This window comes from Rhodococcus gordoniae, from assembly GCF_001646655.1.
GTDB lineage: Bacteria > Actinomycetota > Actinomycetes > Mycobacteriales > Mycobacteriaceae > Rhodococcus > Rhodococcus gordoniae.
In genome coordinates, this window is record NZ_LPZN01000013.1 from 13,220 (window position 1) to 32,592 (window position 19,373).

15 protein-coding genes and 2 tRNA genes are annotated in these 19,373 nt (G+C 68.8%); 13 read left to right on the forward strand and 4 right to left on the reverse strand.

Translation table 11 applies throughout. The annotated features are described in order from the left end of the window. Positions 1 to 55: 55 nt before the first annotated feature. Positions 56 to 1,078, reverse strand: coding sequence for a selenide, water dikinase SelD (selD, locus tag A8G18_RS06960; RefSeq protein WP_064063398.1), 1,023 nt, complete (start codon positions 1,076 to 1,078; stop codon positions 56 to 58). Positions 1,079 to 1,136: 58 nt separating this feature from the next. Between selD and A8G18_RS06965 the strand changes: the two genes are divergently transcribed. The 3 genes from A8G18_RS06965 to A8G18_RS06975 all read left to right on the forward strand — a co-directional run bounded on the left by A8G18_RS06965 (position 1,137) and on the right by A8G18_RS06975 (position 4,311). Continuing rightward, positions 1,137 to 1,231: transfer RNA gene (locus A8G18_RS06965), tRNA-Sec, on the forward strand. A 33-nt stretch (positions 1,232 to 1,264) separates the two neighbouring features. Next, positions 1,265 to 2,569 (forward strand): L-seryl-tRNA(Sec) selenium transferase, encoded by a 1,305-nt coding sequence (selA, locus tag A8G18_RS06970; RefSeq protein WP_064063294.1) that lies wholly within the window; start codon positions 1,265 to 1,267, stop codon positions 2,567 to 2,569. Then, a complete protein-coding gene (locus A8G18_RS06975) occupies positions 2,569 to 4,311 on the forward strand; it encodes a selenocysteine-specific translation elongation factor (protein ID WP_064063295.1) in 1,743 nt (580 codons plus the stop codon). Before selA ends, A8G18_RS06975 begins: the two co-directional genes overlap by 1 nt. A 143-nt stretch (positions 4,312 to 4,454) precedes the next feature. Here the strand turns inward: A8G18_RS06975 and gdhA are convergent, their stop codons facing one another. The 3 genes from gdhA to A8G18_RS06990 form a co-directional block, all read right to left on the reverse strand. Then, a complete protein-coding gene (gene gdhA, locus A8G18_RS06980; RefSeq protein WP_024100550.1) occupies positions 4,455 to 5,798 on the reverse strand; it encodes an NADP-specific glutamate dehydrogenase in 1,344 nt (447 codons plus the stop codon). Positions 5,799 to 6,000: 202 nt separating this feature from the next. Further along, positions 6,001 to 6,074 (reverse strand) — tRNA-Arg (locus A8G18_RS06985). Positions 6,075 to 6,135: 61 nt separating this feature from the next. Continuing rightward, entirely contained in the window at positions 6,136 to 6,792 is a 657-nt protein-coding gene (locus tag A8G18_RS06990; protein ID WP_064063296.1) for a DedA family protein, read from the reverse strand. A 250-nt stretch (positions 6,793 to 7,042) separates the two neighbouring features. Between A8G18_RS06990 and A8G18_RS07000 the strand changes: the two genes are divergently transcribed. From A8G18_RS07000 to A8G18_RS07045, 10 genes are all read left to right on the forward strand, one after another. Further along, positions 7,043 to 7,924 (forward strand): FAD binding domain-containing protein, encoded by an 882-nt coding sequence (locus A8G18_RS07000; RefSeq protein WP_064063298.1) that lies wholly within the window; start codon positions 7,043 to 7,045, stop codon positions 7,922 to 7,924. A 4-nt stretch (positions 7,925 to 7,928) separates the two neighbouring features. Then, a complete protein-coding gene (locus A8G18_RS07005) occupies positions 7,929 to 8,414 on the forward strand; it encodes a (2Fe-2S)-binding protein (protein WP_064063299.1) in 486 nt (161 codons plus the stop codon). Then, positions 8,414 to 10,807 (forward strand): aerobic carbon-monoxide dehydrogenase large subunit, encoded by a 2,394-nt coding sequence (locus A8G18_RS07010; protein ID WP_064063300.1) that lies wholly within the window; start codon positions 8,414 to 8,416, stop codon positions 10,805 to 10,807. Before A8G18_RS07005 ends, A8G18_RS07010 begins: the two co-directional genes overlap by 1 nt. Before the next feature lie 46 nt (positions 10,808 to 10,853). Next, positions 10,854 to 11,765, forward strand: coding sequence for an XdhC family protein (locus tag A8G18_RS07015; protein ID WP_064063399.1), 912 nt, complete (start codon positions 10,854 to 10,856; stop codon positions 11,763 to 11,765). Next, a complete protein-coding gene (locus tag A8G18_RS07020) occupies positions 11,762 to 12,658 on the forward strand; it encodes an AAA family ATPase (RefSeq protein ID WP_064063301.1) in 897 nt (298 codons plus the stop codon). The genes A8G18_RS07015 and A8G18_RS07020 overlap by 4 nt, the downstream gene beginning before the upstream one ends. Next, positions 12,658 to 13,908 carry a vWA domain-containing protein gene (locus A8G18_RS07025; RefSeq protein ID WP_064063302.1) on the forward strand — a complete coding sequence of 417 codons (1,251 nt, stop codon included), beginning with the start codon at positions 12,658 to 12,660 and terminating at the stop codon, positions 13,906 to 13,908. Before A8G18_RS07020 ends, A8G18_RS07025 begins: the two co-directional genes overlap by 1 nt. A 2-nt stretch (positions 13,909 to 13,910) precedes the next feature. Continuing rightward, on the forward strand, positions 13,911 to 15,944 hold the full coding sequence (locus A8G18_RS07030; protein WP_064063303.1) for a bifunctional copper resistance protein CopD/cytochrome c oxidase assembly protein: 2,034 nt from the start codon (positions 13,911 to 13,913) through the stop codon (positions 15,942 to 15,944). Between the two features lie 90 nt (positions 15,945 to 16,034). Next, on the forward strand, positions 16,035 to 17,144 hold the full coding sequence (locus A8G18_RS07035) for a lipase family protein (protein WP_425337692.1): 1,110 nt from the start codon (positions 16,035 to 16,037) through the stop codon (positions 17,142 to 17,144). Positions 17,145 to 17,216: 72 nt separating this feature from the next. Then, a complete protein-coding gene (gene ettA / locus A8G18_RS07040; protein WP_026002935.1) occupies positions 17,217 to 18,890 on the forward strand; it encodes an energy-dependent translational throttle protein EttA in 1,674 nt (557 codons plus the stop codon). Then, complete coding sequence (locus tag A8G18_RS07045; RefSeq protein WP_064063305.1) at positions 18,883 to 19,302, forward strand: acyl-CoA thioesterase; 420 nt, start codon at positions 18,883 to 18,885, stop codon at positions 19,300 to 19,302. The genes ettA and A8G18_RS07045 overlap by 8 nt, the downstream gene beginning before the upstream one ends. The last annotated feature ends 71 nt before the right edge of the window (positions 19,303 to 19,373 follow it).

A 19,373-nucleotide genomic window follows, 5' to 3' on the forward strand; every position in this document is an offset into this window, starting at 1 on the left:
GCCGGGTAATCCGGATCCCGTGCAGGTGTGTCGGCATGTCCGACGGTCGTCGGGGTCAGCGCACCCGAATCGCGTGCTCGCTCGCGGGGATCACCTCGCCGATCACCGGATGACCGGGGATCTCCCCGACGACCAGGAGACCGCCGGATGTCTGAGCATCCGCGAGCAGCAGCAGTTCGTCGTCGTCCACCTCGGAGTCGACCTCGTCGCGCACCCAGTCGAGATTGCGACGGCTCCCGCCGGGCACGAAACCCTCCGCGAGTGACTCGCGCGCTCCCGCGACGTACGGCACGGCCGCGGCATCGAGCACGGCGGTCGTGCCACTGGCCCGCATCATCTTCATCAGATGGCCGAGCAGACCGAAACCCGTGACGTCGGTGGCGGCGCGGACACCTGCGGCGTGGGCGAGTTGCGCGGCCTCGCGGTTGAGGGTCGTCATCACCGCTACCGCCTCCTCGAACCGCTCGCCGGTGGCCTTGTGACGGTTGTTGAGGATGCCGAGGCCGAGTGGCTTGGTGAGGGTGAGCGGCAGGCCGGGTGTCGCAGCGTCGTTGCGCAGCAGGCGATCCGGATCGCCGAGCCCGGTCACCGCCAGTCCGTACTTCGGTTCGCGGTCGTCGATGCTGTGCCCTCCGGCGAGATGAGCACCCGCCTCGGCGCACGCGTCGGCACCGCCCCGCATCACCTCGGCTGCGAGTTCGAACGGGATGAGTTCGCGCGGCCAGCCCAGGAGGTTGACCGCGACGATCGGCGTGCCGCCCATCGCGTAGACGTCGGACATGGCATTGGTGGCGGCGATGCGGCCCCAGTCGTAGGCATCGTCGACGACCGGGGTGAAGAAGTCGGCCGTCACGATGACGGCCCGTCCGCTCCCGTCGGGTGCGGGGTCGATCCGGACCGCGGCGCCGTCGTCGCCGTTCTCCACACCGACCAGCAGTTCGCCGGTCGCTCGTCCACCCTGCAGGCCACCGAGTACCCGTTCGAGTTCGCCCGGCGGAACCTTGCACGCGCAGCCGCCGCCGGCCGCGTACTGGGTGAGTCGGATGGCGCCCTCGGGAAGGTCGACGTGTGCGGTCATACGACCGAACATACGGGCGTGCCGTAACCGAGGGCTCGACTTCGGTTAGGGTGAGCGCGGAGGTGGTTCTCGTCTGGTGACGGTCGCGGTCTTCAAAACCGTTGTGGCCCAGTATCTGGGCTGGGCGGGTTCGATTCCCGTCCGCCTCCGCCAAATTTTGTCGTCGAGTGTGGGATGAGGAGGCGCGTGCCGGATCCGCGACGGGATGTTCCCCGCACCGACCAGGTCCTGGCCGATCCGCGCCTGCGCGAAGCCGTCGACCGGCTCGGCTCCCGTCTGGTCAAGCAGACCGTGGTCGCGGCCCAGCAGCGGTGCCGCGACGGAGAGATCGAGCCGGGGGCCGTCGCCGACGTCGCAGCCGAATCGTTGCCGCAACAGGCGGCCACCCTGCGTCGCGTCCTCAACGCGACCGGCGTGGTGGTGCACACCAATCTCGGCCGCGCCCCCCTCTCCCGCGCGGCGGTCGAAGCCGTGACGACCGCGGCGGGCGCGACCGATGTCGAGCTCGATCTGGCCACCGGCAGGCGCGGGCGGCGCGGCCGCGGCGCTCTCGAGGCGCTCGCCGAGCAGGTACCGGATGCCGGAGGCGTCCACGTGGTCAACAACGGTGCCGCCGCTCTCGCTCTGGCCACGCGGGTGCTTGCGCGCGGGGGCCGCTCGATCGTGATCGCGCGGGGCGAACTGGTCGAGATCGGCGACGGCTTCCGGATCCCGGAACTGCTGGAATCGGTCGGTGCCGCACTGCGGGAGGTCGGTACCACCAACCGTGTCCGCCTGAGCGACTACGCCGCGGCCGTCGACGACGACACCGCCTTCGTCCTCAAGGTGCATCCGTCGAACTTCACGGTCACCGGCTTCACGTCGTCCGTCTCGGTCCGCGAACTCACGGGGCTCGGTCCGCCCGTCGTGGTCGACATCGGGTCGGGACTGCTCGCACCGCATCCACGCCTGCCGAACGAGCCCGACGCCACCAGTGCCCTGCGCGCCGGCGCCGACCTGGTCACGGCTTCGGGCGACAAGCTGCTGGGTGGTCCGCAGGCGGGGCTGCTGCTCGGACGGGCCGAGCTGGTGGAACGCCTGCGCCGCGATCCGTTCGCACGGGCATTACGCGTCGACAAGCTCACCCTCGCCGCGCTGGAAGCGACCCTGACGGGACCGGCGCCTCCCGTCGCGGCAGCACTGGCCACGCGGCCGGAGGACCTTCGCGCCCGTGCCCGGGCGATCTGCGCTGCGCTGCCTGCCGAGTGCGAGCCCGAGGTGGTCGACTCCGACGGCGTCGTCGGTGGTGGCGGCGCCCCGGATGTGACCCTGCCGAGCGTGGCGATCGCGCTGCCCGAACACTTCGCCGTGCCGTTGCGTCTCGGCGAACACCCGGTCGTCGGCCGTGTGGAACGGGGCAGGTTGCTGCTCGACCTGCTCGCCGTCGACCCCGGTGAGGACCGCGATCTGATCGGCGCCGTGACGCGTGTGGCCCGCCGCGAAGGACGCTGATGCACGTCGTCGCGACCGCCGGTCATGTCGACCACGGCAAGTCGACGCTGGTCGAAGCGCTCACCGGCGCGAATCCGGATCGGCTCGCCGAGGAACGGCGGCGAGGACTGACCATCGAGCTCGGCTACTGCTGGACGTCCTGGCCCGGAGTGGGGGAGGTCGCCTTCGTCGACGTCCCCGGACACGAGCGTTTCCTGACGACGATGCTCTCCGGGGTGGGATCGGTCCCGGCCGCGCTGTTCGTGGTGGCCGCCGACGATCCGTGGATGCCCCAAGCAGCCGAACATCTCGCGGCGCTCGACGCGCTCGGCGTGCGCCACGCGGTCGTCGCGGTGACCCGCGCCGATCTCGCCGACCCGGGTCCCGCAGCCGCGCGGGCCGCGGCGGAGGTCGCCCGCACGAGCCTGGCGGGGGCGCCCGTCGTCGCTGTGAGCGGACGCACCGGGATGGGCCTCGACGATCTCAGGGCCGCGTTGACGACGATGGTCGCCGCGCTCCCGGATCCGGATCCGCACGGCGATGTCCGGCTCTGGGTGGACCGCCGGTTCACCGTGCGCGGGTCCGGAACCGTCGTCACCGGAACGCTTCCCGCCGGCACGGTCCGGGTCGGCGACACCCTCGCACTCGGCAGCGCACCGCTGCGGGTCCGTGGCGTGCAGGCACTCGGGCGCGACCGGACCGCGGTGAGCGGCGTGGCCCGGGTGGCCCTCAATCTCACCGGCCGGATCGACGACCTGGGGCGGGGCAGTGTGCTCGTGACGCCCGGTGCGTGGCACCACACGTCCGTCGTCGACGTGCGGATCAGCGGCGAGGACCGGCCTCCCGTCGCCCCAGTTCTCCACATCGGTGCTGCCGACGTCGGCGTCCACTGTCGTCCGCTGGCGGGCGATCTCGTCCGGCTCACTCTCGATCGCCCGCTGCCCCTGCGGATCGGCGACCGCGCGCTGCTGCGCGATCCGGGTCGCCGCACGATCTGGCGGGCCGACGTTCTCGATCCGGACCCGCCCCGCTTCCGGCGGCGTGGTGCCGCGGCACGCCGTGCCCGGCAACTCGCGGGTGCCGACGGTACGCCGAACTTGGCCGACGAACTCGCCCGCCGCGGAATCCTGCACCGTCAGCGGTTGCGTCAGTTGGGCATCCCTCTCGAGGAGGGAGATCACCTGGTGGTGGGTCCGTGGCTCGTCGCACCCGGCCTCGCGCGAGCGGTCACCGATCGGCTGCCCGCCCTCGTGCAGGCACACGCTCGCGCTCATCCCCTGGACCCGGCGGCACCGTTGGCCGTGCTGGCATCGCAGTTGCGGCTTCCCACTCCCGACCTCGTGCGTGCGCTGGTACGGCCGCCTCTCGAAGTCGTAGGGGGACGGGTGATCGCTCCGGGAGCCGACGGTCTGCCGACGAAGATCCGCAAGGCCGTCGAGCAGGTGCGCCGCGACCTGTCGGCCGCCCCGTTCGCGGCTCCGACCGCCGATCGACTCCGCGAACTCGGCCTCGACGACCGTGCACTGGGCGCGGCCGAGCGCAGCGGACGACTGTGGCGGGTCGGTCCGGGCATCGTCCTGCTACCCGACGCCGCCGATGCTGCCGTCGAGTTGCTGGGAGAGCTGGAACAGCCCTTCACGACCAGTGCGGCACGCGAGCGGCTGGGAACGACACGGCGGGTGGTCCTGCCGCTGCTCGACCGGCTCGACAAGGCGGGCCGTACGCGACGGCTCCCCGACGACCGTCGCGAGATCGTCCACTAGGGCGGCACCGACTGTCGGGGCGGTCGGGTCCCGTTCTGCGCGGATGCGCGAGGTGACGTGCACCCGACCACGAAGTGTGTCGAAACACGAAGTGCGGGTACCGACCTCGTCGGTACCCGCACTCGGGTGTGAGAAGTGGGTCGTCAGATGACGCCCAGTGCGAACATCGCGTCGGCGACCTTCACGAAGCCGGCGATGTTGGCGCCGTGGATGTAGTCGCCCGGCTTGCCGTACTCGGCGGCGGTCTCGACGCAGCGGCCGTGGATGTCGGCCATGATGCCGGCGAGACGCTCGTCGGTGTAGTCGAAGTGCCACGAATCGCGCGAGGCGTTCTGCTGCATCTCCAGTGCCGAGGTCGCCACACCACCGGCGTTGGCGGCCTTGCCGGGCGCGAAGGCGACTCCGGCGTCGCGGAAGACGCTGATGCCACCCGGAGTGGTGGGCATGTTGGCGCCCTCGGCGACGATCTTCACGCCGTTGTTGACGAGAGTCTTCGCCGAGTCCTCGTCGAGTTCGTTCTGCGTGGCGCACGGCAGTGCGACGTCGCACGGCACGTTCCAGATGTTGCCACCGGGGAAGAACTCGGCGTCGCCGCGCTCGTCGACGTACTCGGAGATGCGTCCGCGCCGGACTTCCTTGATCTCCTTGAGGAGAGCGACGTCGAGGCCCTTGCGGTCGACGATGTAACCGGAGGAGTCGGAGCAGGCGATCGCGGTGCCACCGAGCTGGTGGATCTTCTCGATGGCATAGATCGCGACGTTGCCGGAACCCGAGACGACGGCGGTGCGACCTTCGAGCGAGGTTCCCGCGGTCTTGGCCATCTCGTTGACGAAGTAGGCCGCGCCGTAACCGGTGGCCTCCTTGCGCACCTGCGAACCGCCCCAGGTGAGGCCCTTGCCGGTGAGCACGCCGGACTCGTAGGAGTTGGTGAGGCGCTTGTACTGGCCGAACAGGTAGCCGATCTCGCGGCCACCGACACCGATGTCACCGGCCGGGACGTCGGTGTACTCGCCGATGTGGCGGTGCAGCTCGGTCATGAACGACTGGCAGAAGCGCATGATCTCCTGCTCGGAGCGACCCTTGGGATCGAAGTCCGAGCCACCCTTGCCGCCGCCGATGGGCAGGCCGGTGAGAGCGTTCTTGAAGATCTGCTCGAAGCCGAGAAACTTGACGATGCCGAGGTTCACGCTCGGATGGAAGCGCAGGCCGCCCTTGTAGGGGCCGAGAACGCTGTTGTACTGCACGCGGAAGCCACGGTTGACGTGGACGTTGCCCTGGTCGTCGATCCACGGCACACGGAAGATGATCTGCCGTTCGGGCTCGCACAGGCGCTCGATCAGGCCGGATTCGAAGTATCCGGGGTGCCGCTCGAGCACGACATGCAGAGACTCGAACACTTCGGCTGCAGCCTGGTGGAATTCGGGTTCACCTGCGTTGCGGGCCTTGACCTGCTCGTAGATCTCTTCGATGCGGTCCGATGTCGACACGCCCACCTACCTGACTCTGTGAGGATTCTGTAACACGCGATTTACGACGAGAACTATAGGACGTGGTCCTTAGCATGTGTTAACCCAGCACCGAGGTGGGATGAGAAACACACGGCCGGAGCGGCGTGTGAAAAGAGCGAATTGCCCGTTTCGGAAGTAGGATGCGCGACCCCGCCGCGAATGATCCGCCGGCGGTGGGAGGTGCCCCCGGCAGGACTCGAACCTGCGACCTAGAGATTAGAAGGCTCTTGCTCTATCCAGCTGAGCTACGGAGGCGCGGCCAGAATCTTAGCGGGTGCCGTCGGCAGCGGGTGCACGCACCCTCACCGTCGGCGGGTCATCGCTCGAGTGCTGTGCCGCGGTCGTCGCCGGTGCTCGATTCGCCCCCGGGGACGTCCACATCCCCGGTCTTGAACCGCTGGACGAGGTGATCGATTCCGACCCCCAGGACCACCGCGACGCAGATGGACACGGCCGCACCCAACAACGGTTGCGATTCGAACCAGCCCCCGACGAGACGGCCCACCAGCGCCGAGTACAGCGCCCAGGTCGTACCGCCCAGGATCGTGAGGGGCACGAACTTCTGCCGTGGGTAGCGGGTCGCTCCGGCCGTCATGTTCACAGCGATCCGGCCGATCGGGATGTAGCGGGCCGTGAGGATCACTGCCGCGCCGCGCTTGTCGAGTCCGTGCCGCGCCCACGCGAAAGCGGCTCGTGCCTTCGGGCGGCGCATCCACCGGAACCGGTCCGTGCCGACCTTCCGTCCGATCGTGTAGGCGATGTTGTCGCCGATGATCGCGCCGAGCGCCGCGAGCACGACGACGATCCACAGGTGGGGAAGTCCGGTCGAGCCCGAGAGGGACGCCAGGGTCACCAGGACGGTCTCGCTGGGCACCGGAGGGAAGAAGCCGTCGAGGATGCACACGGCGAAGACCAACGGATAGACCCAGAGGGCCGCGGCCTGGCCGATGATGAATTCGTTGATCACGTCCATGGATATGCGTGGTGCTCCCGTCGGGTCCGCCGGTCGGCTCCTTCCACGCTATCCGCTCGCGCCGCCGAGGACTCCGGACGAGGGCGGCGTTACGGCACACACCGTCGACCGCAAGAGAACGATTCGATTCCGATTCGCCCGTTTCGTCGCATCGATCTCGACTCGGGTCTACTATGGGCGCACCAAGGGGGAATCGTGGGCGGCCGGTGGGGGAAAGCCGGTCCGCGCCACCTGATGGCGGGAGTTCTTCATGCAGGTTCCTGGCCCATTCGAGTACGAGCGTGCCACCGGAGTGGATCACGCCGTCGAGTTGCTCGACCGGCACGGAGAGGGGGCCCGGGTCGTCGCCGGCGGACACAGTCTGCTGCCGATGATGAAACTTCGACTCGCGAATCCGGAGTACTTGATCGACATCAACGATCTCGCGGACGAACTCGATCACATCGTGTTCGAACCCGGGTCCGTGCGCCTCGGTGCCCTGGTCCGGCACCGCCGGCTTCTCGAATCCGACGAACTCGCCGAGATCTTCCCGATCTTCCGCGATGCCGAGCGAGTGATCGCCGATCCCGTCGTCCGCAATCGTGGAACGCTCGGTGGGTCGTTGTGTCAGGCAGATCCTGCCGAGGATCTGTCCACCGTGTGTGCAGTGCTCGGCGCGACCTGTGTCGTACGCGGACCGGGCGGGGTGCGCGAGCTCGATTTCCACGACTTCCATCTCGGCCCCTACGAGACGGCGGTCGCCCCGAACGAACTGCTCGTCGAGGTGCGGCTGCCGAGGAAGGGCACCGGGGCCAGTGCGTACGAGAAGGTCGAGCGTCGCACCGGCGACTGGGCGGTGGCCGCCGCGGGTGTCGCGCTGTGGACGTCGGGAGGACGGATCACCGACGCACGGGTCGGGCTGACGGCCGTGCGCGGCGACGACGAGGCGTTGTCGGCGATCACCGACCTGCTGCGGGGTGCGCCACCGTCCGACGACCTGTTCCGAGAGGCCGGCGCCGCAGCCGCGCGGGCCTGCGATCCCGAGACCGACCAGCGTGGCACCGCCGCCTACAAACGTCACCTCGCGTCCGAGTTGACGGTGCGTGCCCTGCGCCGAGCCGCCGAACGTCTCGGCGCCACCGAAAGGGTGTGATCCGATGCAGATCTCGATGACAGTCAACGGCGAGAACGTCACCGCCGACGTCGAACCTCGAACTCTGCTCGTGCATTTCCTGCGAGACCACCTCGGTCTGACCGGAACCCACTGGGGATGCGACACGAGCAATTGCGGAACGTGCGTCGTCTCCGTGGACGGCGAACCGGTGAAGTCGTGCACCACCCTGGCGGTCATGGTCGCCGGCCACGAGGTGCTCACCGTCGAAGGACTCGAACGCGACGGCGTCCTCGACCCGGTGCAGGAAGGATTCGTGCGCTGCCACGGGCTGCAGTGCGGCTTCTGCACCCCGGGAATGATGATCACCGCCCGGGCGCTGCTCGATCGCGATCCCGACCCCGACGACGCGACGATCCGCGAGGCGATCTCCGGGCAGATCTGCCGCTGCACCGGCTACACCACCATCGTCCGGTCGGTCCGGTGGGCCGCCGAACACTCCTCGACCTCACAGCCCACGGAGGTGTCGTGATGACCGCGGTCGAACCGGACATGCGCCCGGAGGAACAGGACAACGATCGCACGCCGTGTGGACACGGCCGCATGCTGCGCAAGGAGGACCCGCGCTTCGTGCGCGGCCGCGGCACCTACGTCGACGATGTCAGGCTGCCCGGCATGCTGCATCTCGCAGTGCTCCGATCGCCGGTCGCGCATGCGCGGATCAACAGCATCGATACGTCCGCCGCCCTCGCACACTCGAAGGTGCGGGCGGTGATCACGGGCGCCGACCTGGCCGAGAAGGGCCTGGCGTGGATGCCGACACTGTCGAACGACGTGCAGGCCGTGCTCGCCACCGACAAGGTGCGCTTCCACGGCCAGGAGGTCGCGTTCGTCGTCGCCGACGACCACTATTCGGCGCGCGACGCCCTCGAACTGATCGACGTCGACTACGAGATGCTCGACCCGGTCGTCGATGTGCGCACGGCCCTGTCGCCCGAGGCACCGGTGATCCGGACCGATCTCGACGGGAAGACCGACAACCATTGCTTCGACTGGGAAACCGGCGATGCGGCGGCCACCGACGCGGTCTTCGCGAAGGCCGACGTCGTCACCCGGCAGGAGATCGTCTATCCGCGGGTGCACCCGGCGCCCATGGAAACGTGCGGTGCGGTCGCCGATTACGACCGGATCTCCGGAAAGCTGACGCTCTGGTCCACCACACAGGCCCCGCACGCCCATCGCACGCTGTACGCACTGGTCGCGGGTCTGCCCGAACACAAGATCCGCGTCATCTCGCCCGACATCGGCGGTGGATTCGGCAACAAGGTGCCCATCTACCCCGGTTACGTCGGGGCGATCGTCGCGTCGCTGGTCACCGGACGGCCCGTCAAGTGGATGGAGGACCGCAGCGAGAACCTCATGAGTACCGGCTTCGCGCGCGACTACATCATGATCGGGGAGATCGCGGCGACGAAGGAAGGCCGCATCCTCGCCATCCGGTCCCGTGTCCTCGCCGACCACGGCGCGTTCAACGCCACCGCGGCCCCGGTGAAATATCCGGCCGGCTTCTTCGGGGTGTTCACCGGCAGTTACGACATCGAGGCCGCGTACTCCCACATGACCGCGGTCTACACCAACAAGGCACCCGGCGGTGTCGCCTACGCGTGCTCGTTCCGCATCACCGAAGCCGTGTACTTCGTCGAACGGCTCGTCGATTGTCTGGCCTACGACCTCGATATGGACCCGGCCGAACTACGACTGAAGAACCTTCTGCGCCCCGAACAGTTCCCGTACACGAGCAAGACCGGCTGGAAGTACGACTCCGGCGACTACGAGACCACCATGCGCAAGGCCATGAACCTCGTCGGATACGAGGATCTGCGGCGCGAACAGGCCGAACGCCGCGCACGGGGCGAACTGATGGGCATCGGCATGTCGTTCTTCACCGAGGCCGTCGGCGCGGGGCCGCGCAAGGACATGGACATCCTCGGTCTCGGCATGGCCGACGGCTGCGAACTGCGCGTCCATCCCACCGGTAAGGCCGTGGTGAGGCTGTCGGTGCAGTCCCAGGGGCAAGGACACGAGACGACCTTCGCGCAGATCGTCGCGGAGGAGATCGGCATCCCGCCCGACGACATCGACGTCGTCCACGGCGACACCGACAACACCCCCTTCGGACTCGGCACCTACGGAAGCCGCTCGACACCGGTGTCCGGCGCGGCCGCCGCGCTGGTCGCCCGCAAGGTGCGCGACAAGGCGAAGATCATCGCATCGGGCATGCTCGAGGTCTCCGTCGCCGATCTCGAATGGGAGAAGGGCACCTTCCGGGTCAAGGGCGACCCGGCGGCGGCGGTCACGATCCAGGACATCGCGATGCGGGCCCACGGCGCCGGCGATCTGCCCGAAGGTCTCGAAGGCGGTCTCGAGGCGCAGATCTGCTATAACCCCGAGAACCTGACCTATCCCTACGGCGCCTATTTCTGTGTCGTCGACGTCGATCCCGGCACCGCGGAGGTGAAGATCCGCCGGTTCCTGGCCGTGGACGACTGCGGCACCCGCATCAACCCGATGATCATCGAAGGGCAGGTGCACGGTGGCATCGTCGACGGGATCGGCATGGCCCTGATGGAGATGATCGCGTTCGACGAGAACGGAACGTGCCTGGGCGGGTCGTTCATGGACTACCTGATCCCCACCGCCCTCGAGGTACCCACGCTCGAGACGGCGTTCACCGTCACCCCGTCACCGCATCACCCGATCGGCGCGAAGGGCATCGGCGAATCCGCCACGGTCGGTTCCCCACCCGCGATCGTCAACGCCGTGGTCGATGCGTTGAAACCCCTCGGCGTCCGGCACGCCGACATGCCGTTGACACCGTCGCGGGTGTGGGAAGCCATGCAGGGTCGCGCGACCCCGCCGATCTGAGCGACGCGACAGAAGGATTCGAGTGGAACGAGCGGAGTACGAGGACATGGACCTTGCGGTGCGGGCAGCACAGTTGCGCAGCGAACGCCGCCCGTTCGTGGAAGCGACCGTTGTACGGGCACAACCGCCGACGTCCGCGCACTCGGGCGACCGGGCGCTCGTCCACGCCGACGGCACGATCGAGGGGTTCGTGGGCGGACAGTGCACCGAGAACTCGGTGCGCGAAATGTCCCGCACGGTGCTCGAGCGAGGGGAGAGCATGCTCCTACGGGTGCTGCCGGCCGGAGCCGCCGAGTTCCCCGACACTCCGGGGGCGACGATCGCGGTCAACCCGTGCATGTCCGGTGGGGCCACCGAGATCTTTCTCGAGCCGCGGATGCCTGCGCTCGTGGTGGCCGTCTTCGGGGACTCGCCCGTGGCCGACGCCGTGAGCGACTTCGCGCGGCGCGTCGACTACTCGGTGGAACGGATCCGCGGGACGCGCGTGCCCGCCGAGGCTTCGGTGGTGATCGTCGCGAGTCACGGAGGCGACGAGGGGAGTGTGATCCGCGCGGCGCTCGACGCCGGAAGCCGCTATATCGGTCTGGTCGCCAGTCACACCCGTGGCGCCGCGGTGCTCGACGAGGTGGATCCGACCGACGACGAGCGTGCCCACGTGCACACCCCGGTCGGGCTCGATATCGGTGCCCGCACCCCCGCGGAGATCGGACTGTCGATCGTGGCCGACATCGTGCGAGTCGCGCGCAGCGGCGGCCTCACCCGCCCCTCCGAGGAGAGTTGTCGACGCGTCGAGGTGCCGAGGGAGGCGGAGTCGAAGCCGCAGACGGCCGTCGACCCGGTGTGCGGGATGACCGTCACGATCACCGAGTCCACCCCGCACCTCGTCGTTGCGGGCCGGACGATGTGGTTCTGCTGCCCGGGTTGCCGCAGCCGCTTCGAGAAGGACGACGTCGCGTGACCGACCCGTCCTCTCCGGGCATCTTCACCGGCGTCGACGACGTGGTGGCCAGATTCGACAGCCACGATCACCTGCTCGATCAGGGCACCGCCGCCGCGATCCACCTCGCCGTCGCATTGGGGCGACCGCTGTTGCTCGAGGGCGAACCGGGGGTCGGCAAGACCACTGCCGCCAAGGTGCTCGCGCAGATCCTCGGCAGCCCGCTGATCCGGTTGCAGTGCTACGAGGGACTGTCGGTCGCCGAGGCCCTCTACGACTGGAACTACCAACGCCAGTTGCTCGCGATCCGGCTCGCCGAAGCGCGCGGCGACGTTCCCGCCGAAGCCGACCTGTACTCCGAGGAATACCTCCTCGAACGCCCCATCCTGCGCTGCGTCCGCCACCGCGGCGACACACCCGCCGTTCTGCTCGTCGACGAGATCGACCGTGCCGACGACGAATTCGAGGCGTTGCTGCTCGAATTCCTGGGAGAGTTCGCTGTCACCGTTCCCGAGCTCGGCACCCTCACCGCGACCCGCCCACCCGTTGTCGTGCTGACCTCGAATCGGAGCCGCGACCTGCACGACGCACTGCGGCGACGTTGCCTGTACCACTGGATCGACTACCCCGACCGCGCCCGGGCGGTGGCGATCCTGCGTCGCACGGTGCCATCGGCGAACATCGCGCTCGTCGAACGTGCCACGGATTTCGTCGCGGTGGCCCGCGGACTCGATCTCGACAAGGCACCCGGAATCGCGGAGACCATCGACTGGGTATCGGCCCTCGCCGCACTCGGTGTCACCGACCTCGTCCGGCCCGAAGCGGCAATGTCGCTCGCGGCACTGGCGAAGACCCCCGACGACGGCGACGCGCTGGGGGAGGCGCTGACCCGCTTCGTCTCCACCGAAGTGTAATGAGCGCCGGGCTGCTCCCCGGGGTCGATCACGCCGCCTTCACAGTCGCGTTGGTCGACCGGCTCAGGTCCGCCGGGATCGTGGTCCCGGCGGACGGAGCGGCGACCTTCACGCGCGGCCTGCGTGCGTGTCCGCCGACCACCCGGACTCGGTTGTACTGGACCGCGCGGCTCACCCTCGTCGACCGGTACGAGAGCCTGTCCACCTTCGATACGGTCTTCGACCGGGTGTTCGGCGAGGCGCCAGTTCCGCTCGACCCGCACGCCCGTCGCACGGGACCCGAGGACGAAGGCGCGCCGGGGGCGTCGACACCGGACGGACCCCGCCGGCCCAGCGGGGTTCCCACTTCCGGACACGACGTTCCATGGGTCACCAGGACGATCGTCGAATCCACAGAGGGGGAGCGGGCACCCGGCCGCCCGGGGCGCGAGGTGGCGAGCGCACTGGCCGAGATCGCCGATCAGCGGTTCGACGACCTCGACCCGGCGCAACTCGCACTCCTCGAGACATGGATCGAGGCGGCCGGAGCGCGCTGGGCGATCCGCCGCACCCGCCGTCGGGTCGAAGGCCGTACCGGACGCGTCGACATCCGCGCGAGCATCGCCGCCTCCCGCGGCACGGGGTTCGAGCCGCTCCGCCTGATCCGCACGCGACCGGGTCGACGCCGGCGGCAGATCGTCGTGTTCTGCGATGTCAGCCGTTCCATGCGTCCCCACATCGGGGTGTATCTGCATCTCGTGCGTGCGCTCGCGCACACCGGAACGGCCGAGGTCTTCGTGTTCTCCACCACAGCTGCGCGTCTGACACCCGTGCTCCGGCACCGGTCGGTCGACCAGGCGATCGACGTCGCCAACGAGCGGGTACGGACGCGGTTCGGAGGCACCCGCATCGCCGGTTCGCTCGCCGAGGTGGTCGCCTCGCGTCACGGACACCTGATGCGCGGAGCGATCGTCGTCGTCGCGTCCGACGGTTGGGACAGCGACGATCCCACCGAACTCGCCCACGTCCTGGCCAGGATCCGGCGTCGCGCGCACCGGCTGGTGTGGCTCAACCCCCGGGCCGGGCAGTCCGGTTTCATGCCCTCGACCGGGTCGATGTCCGCCGCGCTTCCACACTGCGACGCGATGGTGGCGGCCGACACACTCGTGGCCCTGCAGCACGCCGTCGACGTCGTCACGTCCACGGATACGGGGGACGGGGGACTCCGACGGCGTGTCGTAGGTCATGGCGTGGACGTCCTACCCTGGTAGTCATGGCAACATCCGAGCTCGCGTCTCCCGCGCAGCTTCCGGCGCCCGCCCCCATGAGGGGAAACCCGCCGGCACTGCTGATTCTCTTCGGCCTCCTCGCAGCGATCGTCGCGGCGTTCGCGGTCGGACTGTCCGCTGCCCAGGCTCTGGTGTTGCTCGGTATCCCCGACCCCGGTCCGCTCACGACCTACGGGCTTCCCGCAGTGCGCGCGATTTCCGAGATCGCGACGGTCATCACGATCGGCTCGCTGTTCTTCGCCGCCTTCCTCGTACCCCCGCAGCGGAGCGGGGTACTCGACGTCGGCGGCTATCGCGCCGTGCGGACGGCGGGTGTCGCCGCAACGGTATGGGCGGTCACCGCCGCGCTGATGGTGCCGCTGACCCTGTCCGACACTTCCGGCAGTCCGCTGAGCGAGGCCATCCGTCCGGAGAACCTGTTCTCGGCACTCGGACAGGTGGAGGTCGCGCTGGCCTGGGCCTGGACGACCGTGCTCGCGCTGATCACCGCGCTGCTGGCCCGACTCGCAGTGCGCTGGTCGTGGACGCCGTATCTGTTGCTGCTGTCGTTCGTCGCCCTCATGCCGATCGCCCTGACCGGGCACTCCTCGTCGGGCGGTTCGCACGACATGGCGACCAACAGCCTCGTGCTGCACCTCGGCGCGGCGTCCGTCTGGGCCGGCGGGTTGTTCGCGCTGCTCGCCCATTCGATGAGGGGAGGGGAGCACACCGATGTCGCCGCCCGGCGGTTCTCCTTCGTCGCCGGACTCGCGTTCGTCGTGATGGCTGTCAGCGGCGTGATCAACGCCGCGGTCCGCATGTCGTTCGACGACCTGACGACCACCACCTACGGCAGGTTGCTGCTCGCGAAGACCGTCGCGCTGGTCCTGCTCGGCATCTTCGGCTGGGCCCAGCGACGCCGGGCGCTGCCGGCCCTCGAGGCCGACCCCACCAGCCGGTCCGCTCTCGTCCGGTTCACCGTCGCCGAGGCGTTCGTCCTCGCCGCCACGATCGGCCTGGCCGTCGGACTCGGTCGCACACCTCCGCCGCCCCCGCCCTCGGTGCCGACGATCCAGGAGGTCGAGCTCGGATACCAGCTCGACGTACCCCCGTCCTTCGTGAGCCTGTTCTTCGGGCAATGGCGATTCGACCTCATCTTCGGCACTGCCGCACTCGTACTCGCCGCCGCCTACGCCGTCGGTCTGTGGACCCTGCGCAAGCGTGGCGACTCGTGGCCGCTCGGCCGGTCGATCGCCTGGTTCTCGGGCTGCTTCGTGCTGTTCGTCGCCACCAGTTCCGGCGTCGGCATGTACTCCCCGGCGATGTTCAGCGTGCACATGGGCGCGCACATGGCCCTGTCGATGCTCGCTCCCGTACTTCTGGCGCTCGGCGGGGCGATGACCCTCGCCCTGCGTGCGTTCAAGCCGGCCGGACGCAACGCCCCTCCCGGCCCGCGCGAATGGATCCTCGAGTTCCTCCACAGCCCGCTGTCGCGCTTCTTCACGCACCCGATCGTGGCATCGGTGATGTTCGTCGGCGGTTTCTACGCGTTGTATCTCGGAGGGATCTTCACCGCGTTCATCGACAGTCACACCGCCCACGTCCTGATGAACCTGCACTTCCTGCTGAGCGGCTACCTGTTCTACTGGGTGGTGATCGGTGTCGACCCGTCGCCACGCGACCTGCAGCCCGTGACGAAGCTGGCGATGGTCTTCGGCTCGCTCCCGTTCCACGCCTTCTTCGGTGTGACGCTCATGAGCATGGGCACGGTGATGGCCGAGAGCTACTACCGTGGCCTGGCCCTGCCGTGGAACTACGACCTGTTCTCCGATCAGAAGGTCGGCGGCAGCATCGCGTGGTCGGCCGGCGAGATTCCGCTCGTACTCGTGATGCTCGCGCTGCTCGTCCAGTGGTCGCGCACCGACCGGCGCACGGCCCGTCGCGTCGACCGGGCTGCGGAGCGCGACGACGACGCCGACCTCGCGGCACACAACGCGATGTTCGCCGAGCTGGCGCGCCGCGACCGCGAAGGCCGCTAGCCGCGCCGATCCGACACGCACATCCTGTCGCGCCGCGGCGAAGCGGACGAATACGGACGCCGCGGCCGGACGGTCCGTATCGTCCTCGGCGTGACCCGTACCACGCACGTCCCCGCCCTGCTGCTCGCCGGTGCTCTGGCACTGCTGACGACCGTCGTGTCACCTCCCGCGGTGGGCGCGAACCCGGCGCCGGGAAAGGTTGTCGAGGTCGCCCCGCTCGACCCGGAATCGTCCCTGCCCGGGGCGTCCTCGGCTCGCGTCCTCGCCTACACCACGCAGTGGCGCGACGGCACCCCGACCACAGCGACCGGGGCACTGTTCGTCCCTCCCGGCACGCCGCCCGAGGGCGGGTGGCCCGTGGTCGCATGGGCCCACGGCACGGTCGGTCTCGACGATTCGTGCGCGCCGTCGCGGTTGCCGCGTACCCCGCGCGACACCGCCTATCTCGACCACTGGCTCGGGCAGGGCTACGCCGTGGTGGCAGCCGACTATCCGGGCCTGGGCTCGGACGGACTGCACCGCTATCTGGACGGGCAGAGTGCCGCGAACAGCGTGATCGACATCGTGCGGGCGGGACGCGCCGTCGAGCCGGCGTTGTCCGACCGTTGGGTCGTGATCGGGCAGTCGCAGGGTGGGCACGCGGGTCTGCACCCCGCGCCCGAACTGGACTTCCGCGGGACGCTCACGACGGGCGCGCCGTCCAACCTCGAGTACGTGTTCCCGCTCGGATTCCCGGGCTTCCCCGATCTCGGTCTCGACGGGCTCACGGCGTTCGCCGCCTACATCTTCGCGGGTCTGCGCGACGCCGATCCTTCCCTGGACGTCGACGGATACCTCACTCCCCTCGGTCGCGAGGTGGTCGACGCCGCCGAGCGACTCTGTTACGACGAGCTGATGGACCGCTACGGCGAGGTCGGCATCGGTGAGGTCCTCGCCCGTCCGCTGAGCGACGACCGGTTCCGCGCCGCCTTCACCGACTATGTCGCGGTGCCGACCCGTGGTTACGACCGGCCACTGTTCCTCGCGCAGGGTCTGCGCGATACGACGGTGCCCGCGCCGCTCGCGTTCGAACTGATCGGGGACCTGTGGGCCGGGGGCGCGAACGCGCAGTTCCGGACGTATCCGACAGGGCATTCCGAGACGATGTTCGCGTCGCTGCCCGACACCACCGGGTTCGTCGCCGACCTGCTGCGGCGCTGACGCCGGCGCGGCCCGGGCATCCCGTGGTCGCACGATGTGGGTAATCGACCGTCGCCCGATACGCTGGTGGTCATGGCGGAGTTCATTTACACGATGAAGAAGGTGCGCAAGGCGCACGGTGACAAGGTCATCCTCGATGACGTCACCATGAGCTTCTACCACGGCGCGAAGATCGGCGTCGTCGGACCCAACGGCGCGGGCAAGTCGTCGATTCTCAAGATCATGGCCGGGCTCGATCAGCCCAGCAACGGTGAGTCCTTCCTCGATCCGGAGGCCACCGTCGGCATCCTCCTGCAGGAGCCGCCCCTCAACGAGGAGAAGACGGTCAAGGAGAACGTCGAGGAGGGTCTCGGCGAGATCAAGGTCAAGCTCGATCGGTTCAACGAGATCGCCGAGCTCATGGCCACCGATTACTCCGACGAGCTGATGGAGGAGATGGGCAAGCTCCAGGAGGAGCTCGATCATGCCAACGCATGGGATCTCGACTCGCAGCTCGAGCAGGCCATGGATGCGCTGCGCTGCCCTCCGCCGGACGAGCCCGTCACCCATCTCTCCGGTGGTGAGCGTCGCCGTGTCGCGCTGTGCAAGCTGCTGCTGAGCAAGCCCGACCTGCTGCTCCTCGACGAGCCCACCAACCACCTCGACGCCGAGTCGGTGCTGTGGCTCGAGCAGTTCCTCGCGTCCTACCCGGGCGCCGTGCTGGCCGTCACCCACGACCGGTACTTCCTCGATCACGTCGCGCAGTGGATCTGCGAGGTCGACCGCGGCAAGCTGCACCCCTACGAGGGCAACTACTCCACCTACCTGGAGAAGAAGGCCGAGCGCCTCGAGGTGCAGGGCAAGAAGGATCAGAAGCTGCAGAAGCGGCTCCGCGAAGAGCTCGAGTGGGTCCGCTCCGGTGCCAAGGCCCGGCAGACGAAGAACAAGGCGCGTCTGGCCCGCTACGAGGAGATGGCCGCGGAGGCCGAGAAGCACCGCAAGCTCGACTTCGAGGAGATCCAGATCCCGACGCCGCCGCGTCTGGGCAACGTCGTTGTCGAGGTCGAGCACCTCGACAAGGGCTTCGACGGCCGCGTCCTGATCAAGGACCTGTCGTTCACGCTGCCGCGCAACGGCATCGTCGGTGTCATCGGCCCCAACGGTGTCGGTAAGACCACGCTGTTCAAGACGATCGTCGGGCTCGAGGAGCCGGACAGCGGCACCGTCAAGGTGGGCGACACGGTCAAGCTCAGCTACGTCGACCAGAACCGCGCGAACATCGATCCGAAGAAGACGGTCTTCGAGGTGGTCTCCGACGGTCTCGACTTCATCGAGGTCGGGCAGAACGAGATGCCCTCGCGCGCCTATGTGAGCGCGTTCGGTTTCAAGGGTCCCGACCAGCAGAAGCCGGCCGGTGTGCTCTCCGGTGGTGAGCGCAACCGCCTCAACCTGGCGCTCACGCTCAAGGAGGGCGGCAACCTGATCCTCCTCGACGAGCCGACCAACGATCTCGACGTCGAGACCCTGTCGTCGCTCGAGAACGCGCTGCAGCAGTTCCCGGGCTGCGCCGTCGTGATCTCCCACGACCGCTGGTTCCTCGACCGCACCTGTACCCACATCCTGGCGTGGGAGGGCAACGTCGCAGAGGGCCAGTGGTTCTGGTTCGAGGGCAACTTCGAGGCCTACGAGGCGAACAAGGTCGAGCGCCTCGGTGCGGACGCCGCACGTCCGCACCGTGTCACGCACCGGAAGCTCACGCGTGACTGAGTCGAACGGTCACCGGCCCTACCGGTGCCCGATCGAGGTGCGCTGGGGCGACTCCGACCGGCTGGGGCACGTCAACAACGCCAAGGTCGTCGAGTACCTGCAGGAGGGACGCATCAAGTTCTTCCTGAGCGAGCTGCCGTCGCGCGACGCGGTTGTCGTCCGGAAGATGGACGTCGAGTTCCTGCGACCGCTCAAGGACTCGTCGGCGCCGATCGAGGTCGAGACCGCGGTGCTGCGTCTCGGCACCAGTTCGTTCACGGTGCGCCAGACGATCCTCGACAGGGAGGGCGTGGTGTGCGCCGTCGCCGACACCGTGCTCGTCGGCTTCGATCCCGCGACCGACACGTCCCGGCCGTTGAGCGACGAGGTCCGGGCGGTGCTCGACCGGCACCGTATCGTCGCTACCGTCTGACCCAGCGGTCCTCCGCTGCTGTCCGGCCCGCCGGTTCCGGCACCCCGACTGCGCGCCGCGGATAGGCTCGA

What these genes read in the sequence shown, in the direction of transcription:
- selD (WP_064063398.1), bottom strand. Translation starts at nt 1,078, where the DNA reads ATGACCGCACACGTCGACCTTCCCGAGGGCGCCATCCGACTCACCCAG.
- A8G18_RS07005 (WP_064063299.1), top strand. Translation starts at nt 7,929, where the DNA reads ATGCAGATCTCGATGACAGTCAACGGCGAGAACGTCACCGCCGACGTC.
- A8G18_RS07025 (WP_064063302.1), top strand. Translation starts at nt 12,658, where the DNA reads ATGAGCGCCGGGCTGCTCCCCGGGGTCGATCACGCCGCCTTCACAGTC.
- ettA (WP_026002935.1), top strand. Translation starts at nt 17,217, where the DNA reads ATGGCGGAGTTCATTTACACGATGAAGAAGGTGCGCAAGGCGCACGGT.
- A8G18_RS06990 (WP_064063296.1), bottom strand. Translation starts at nt 6,792, where the DNA reads ATGGACGTGATCAACGAATTCATCATCGGCCAGGCCGCGGCCCTCTGG.
- A8G18_RS07030 (WP_064063303.1), top strand. Translation starts at nt 13,911, where the DNA reads ATGGCAACATCCGAGCTCGCGTCTCCCGCGCAGCTTCCGGCGCCCGCC.
- A8G18_RS07000 (WP_064063298.1), top strand. Translation starts at nt 7,043, where the DNA reads ATGCAGGTTCCTGGCCCATTCGAGTACGAGCGTGCCACCGGAGTGGAT.
- A8G18_RS07015 (WP_064063399.1), top strand. Translation starts at nt 10,854, where the DNA reads ATGGACCTTGCGGTGCGGGCAGCACAGTTGCGCAGCGAACGCCGCCCG.
- A8G18_RS06975 (WP_064063295.1), top strand. Translation starts at nt 2,569, where the DNA reads ATGCACGTCGTCGCGACCGCCGGTCATGTCGACCACGGCAAGTCGACG.
- A8G18_RS07010 (WP_064063300.1), top strand. Translation starts at nt 8,414, where the DNA reads ATGACCGCGGTCGAACCGGACATGCGCCCGGAGGAACAGGACAACGAT.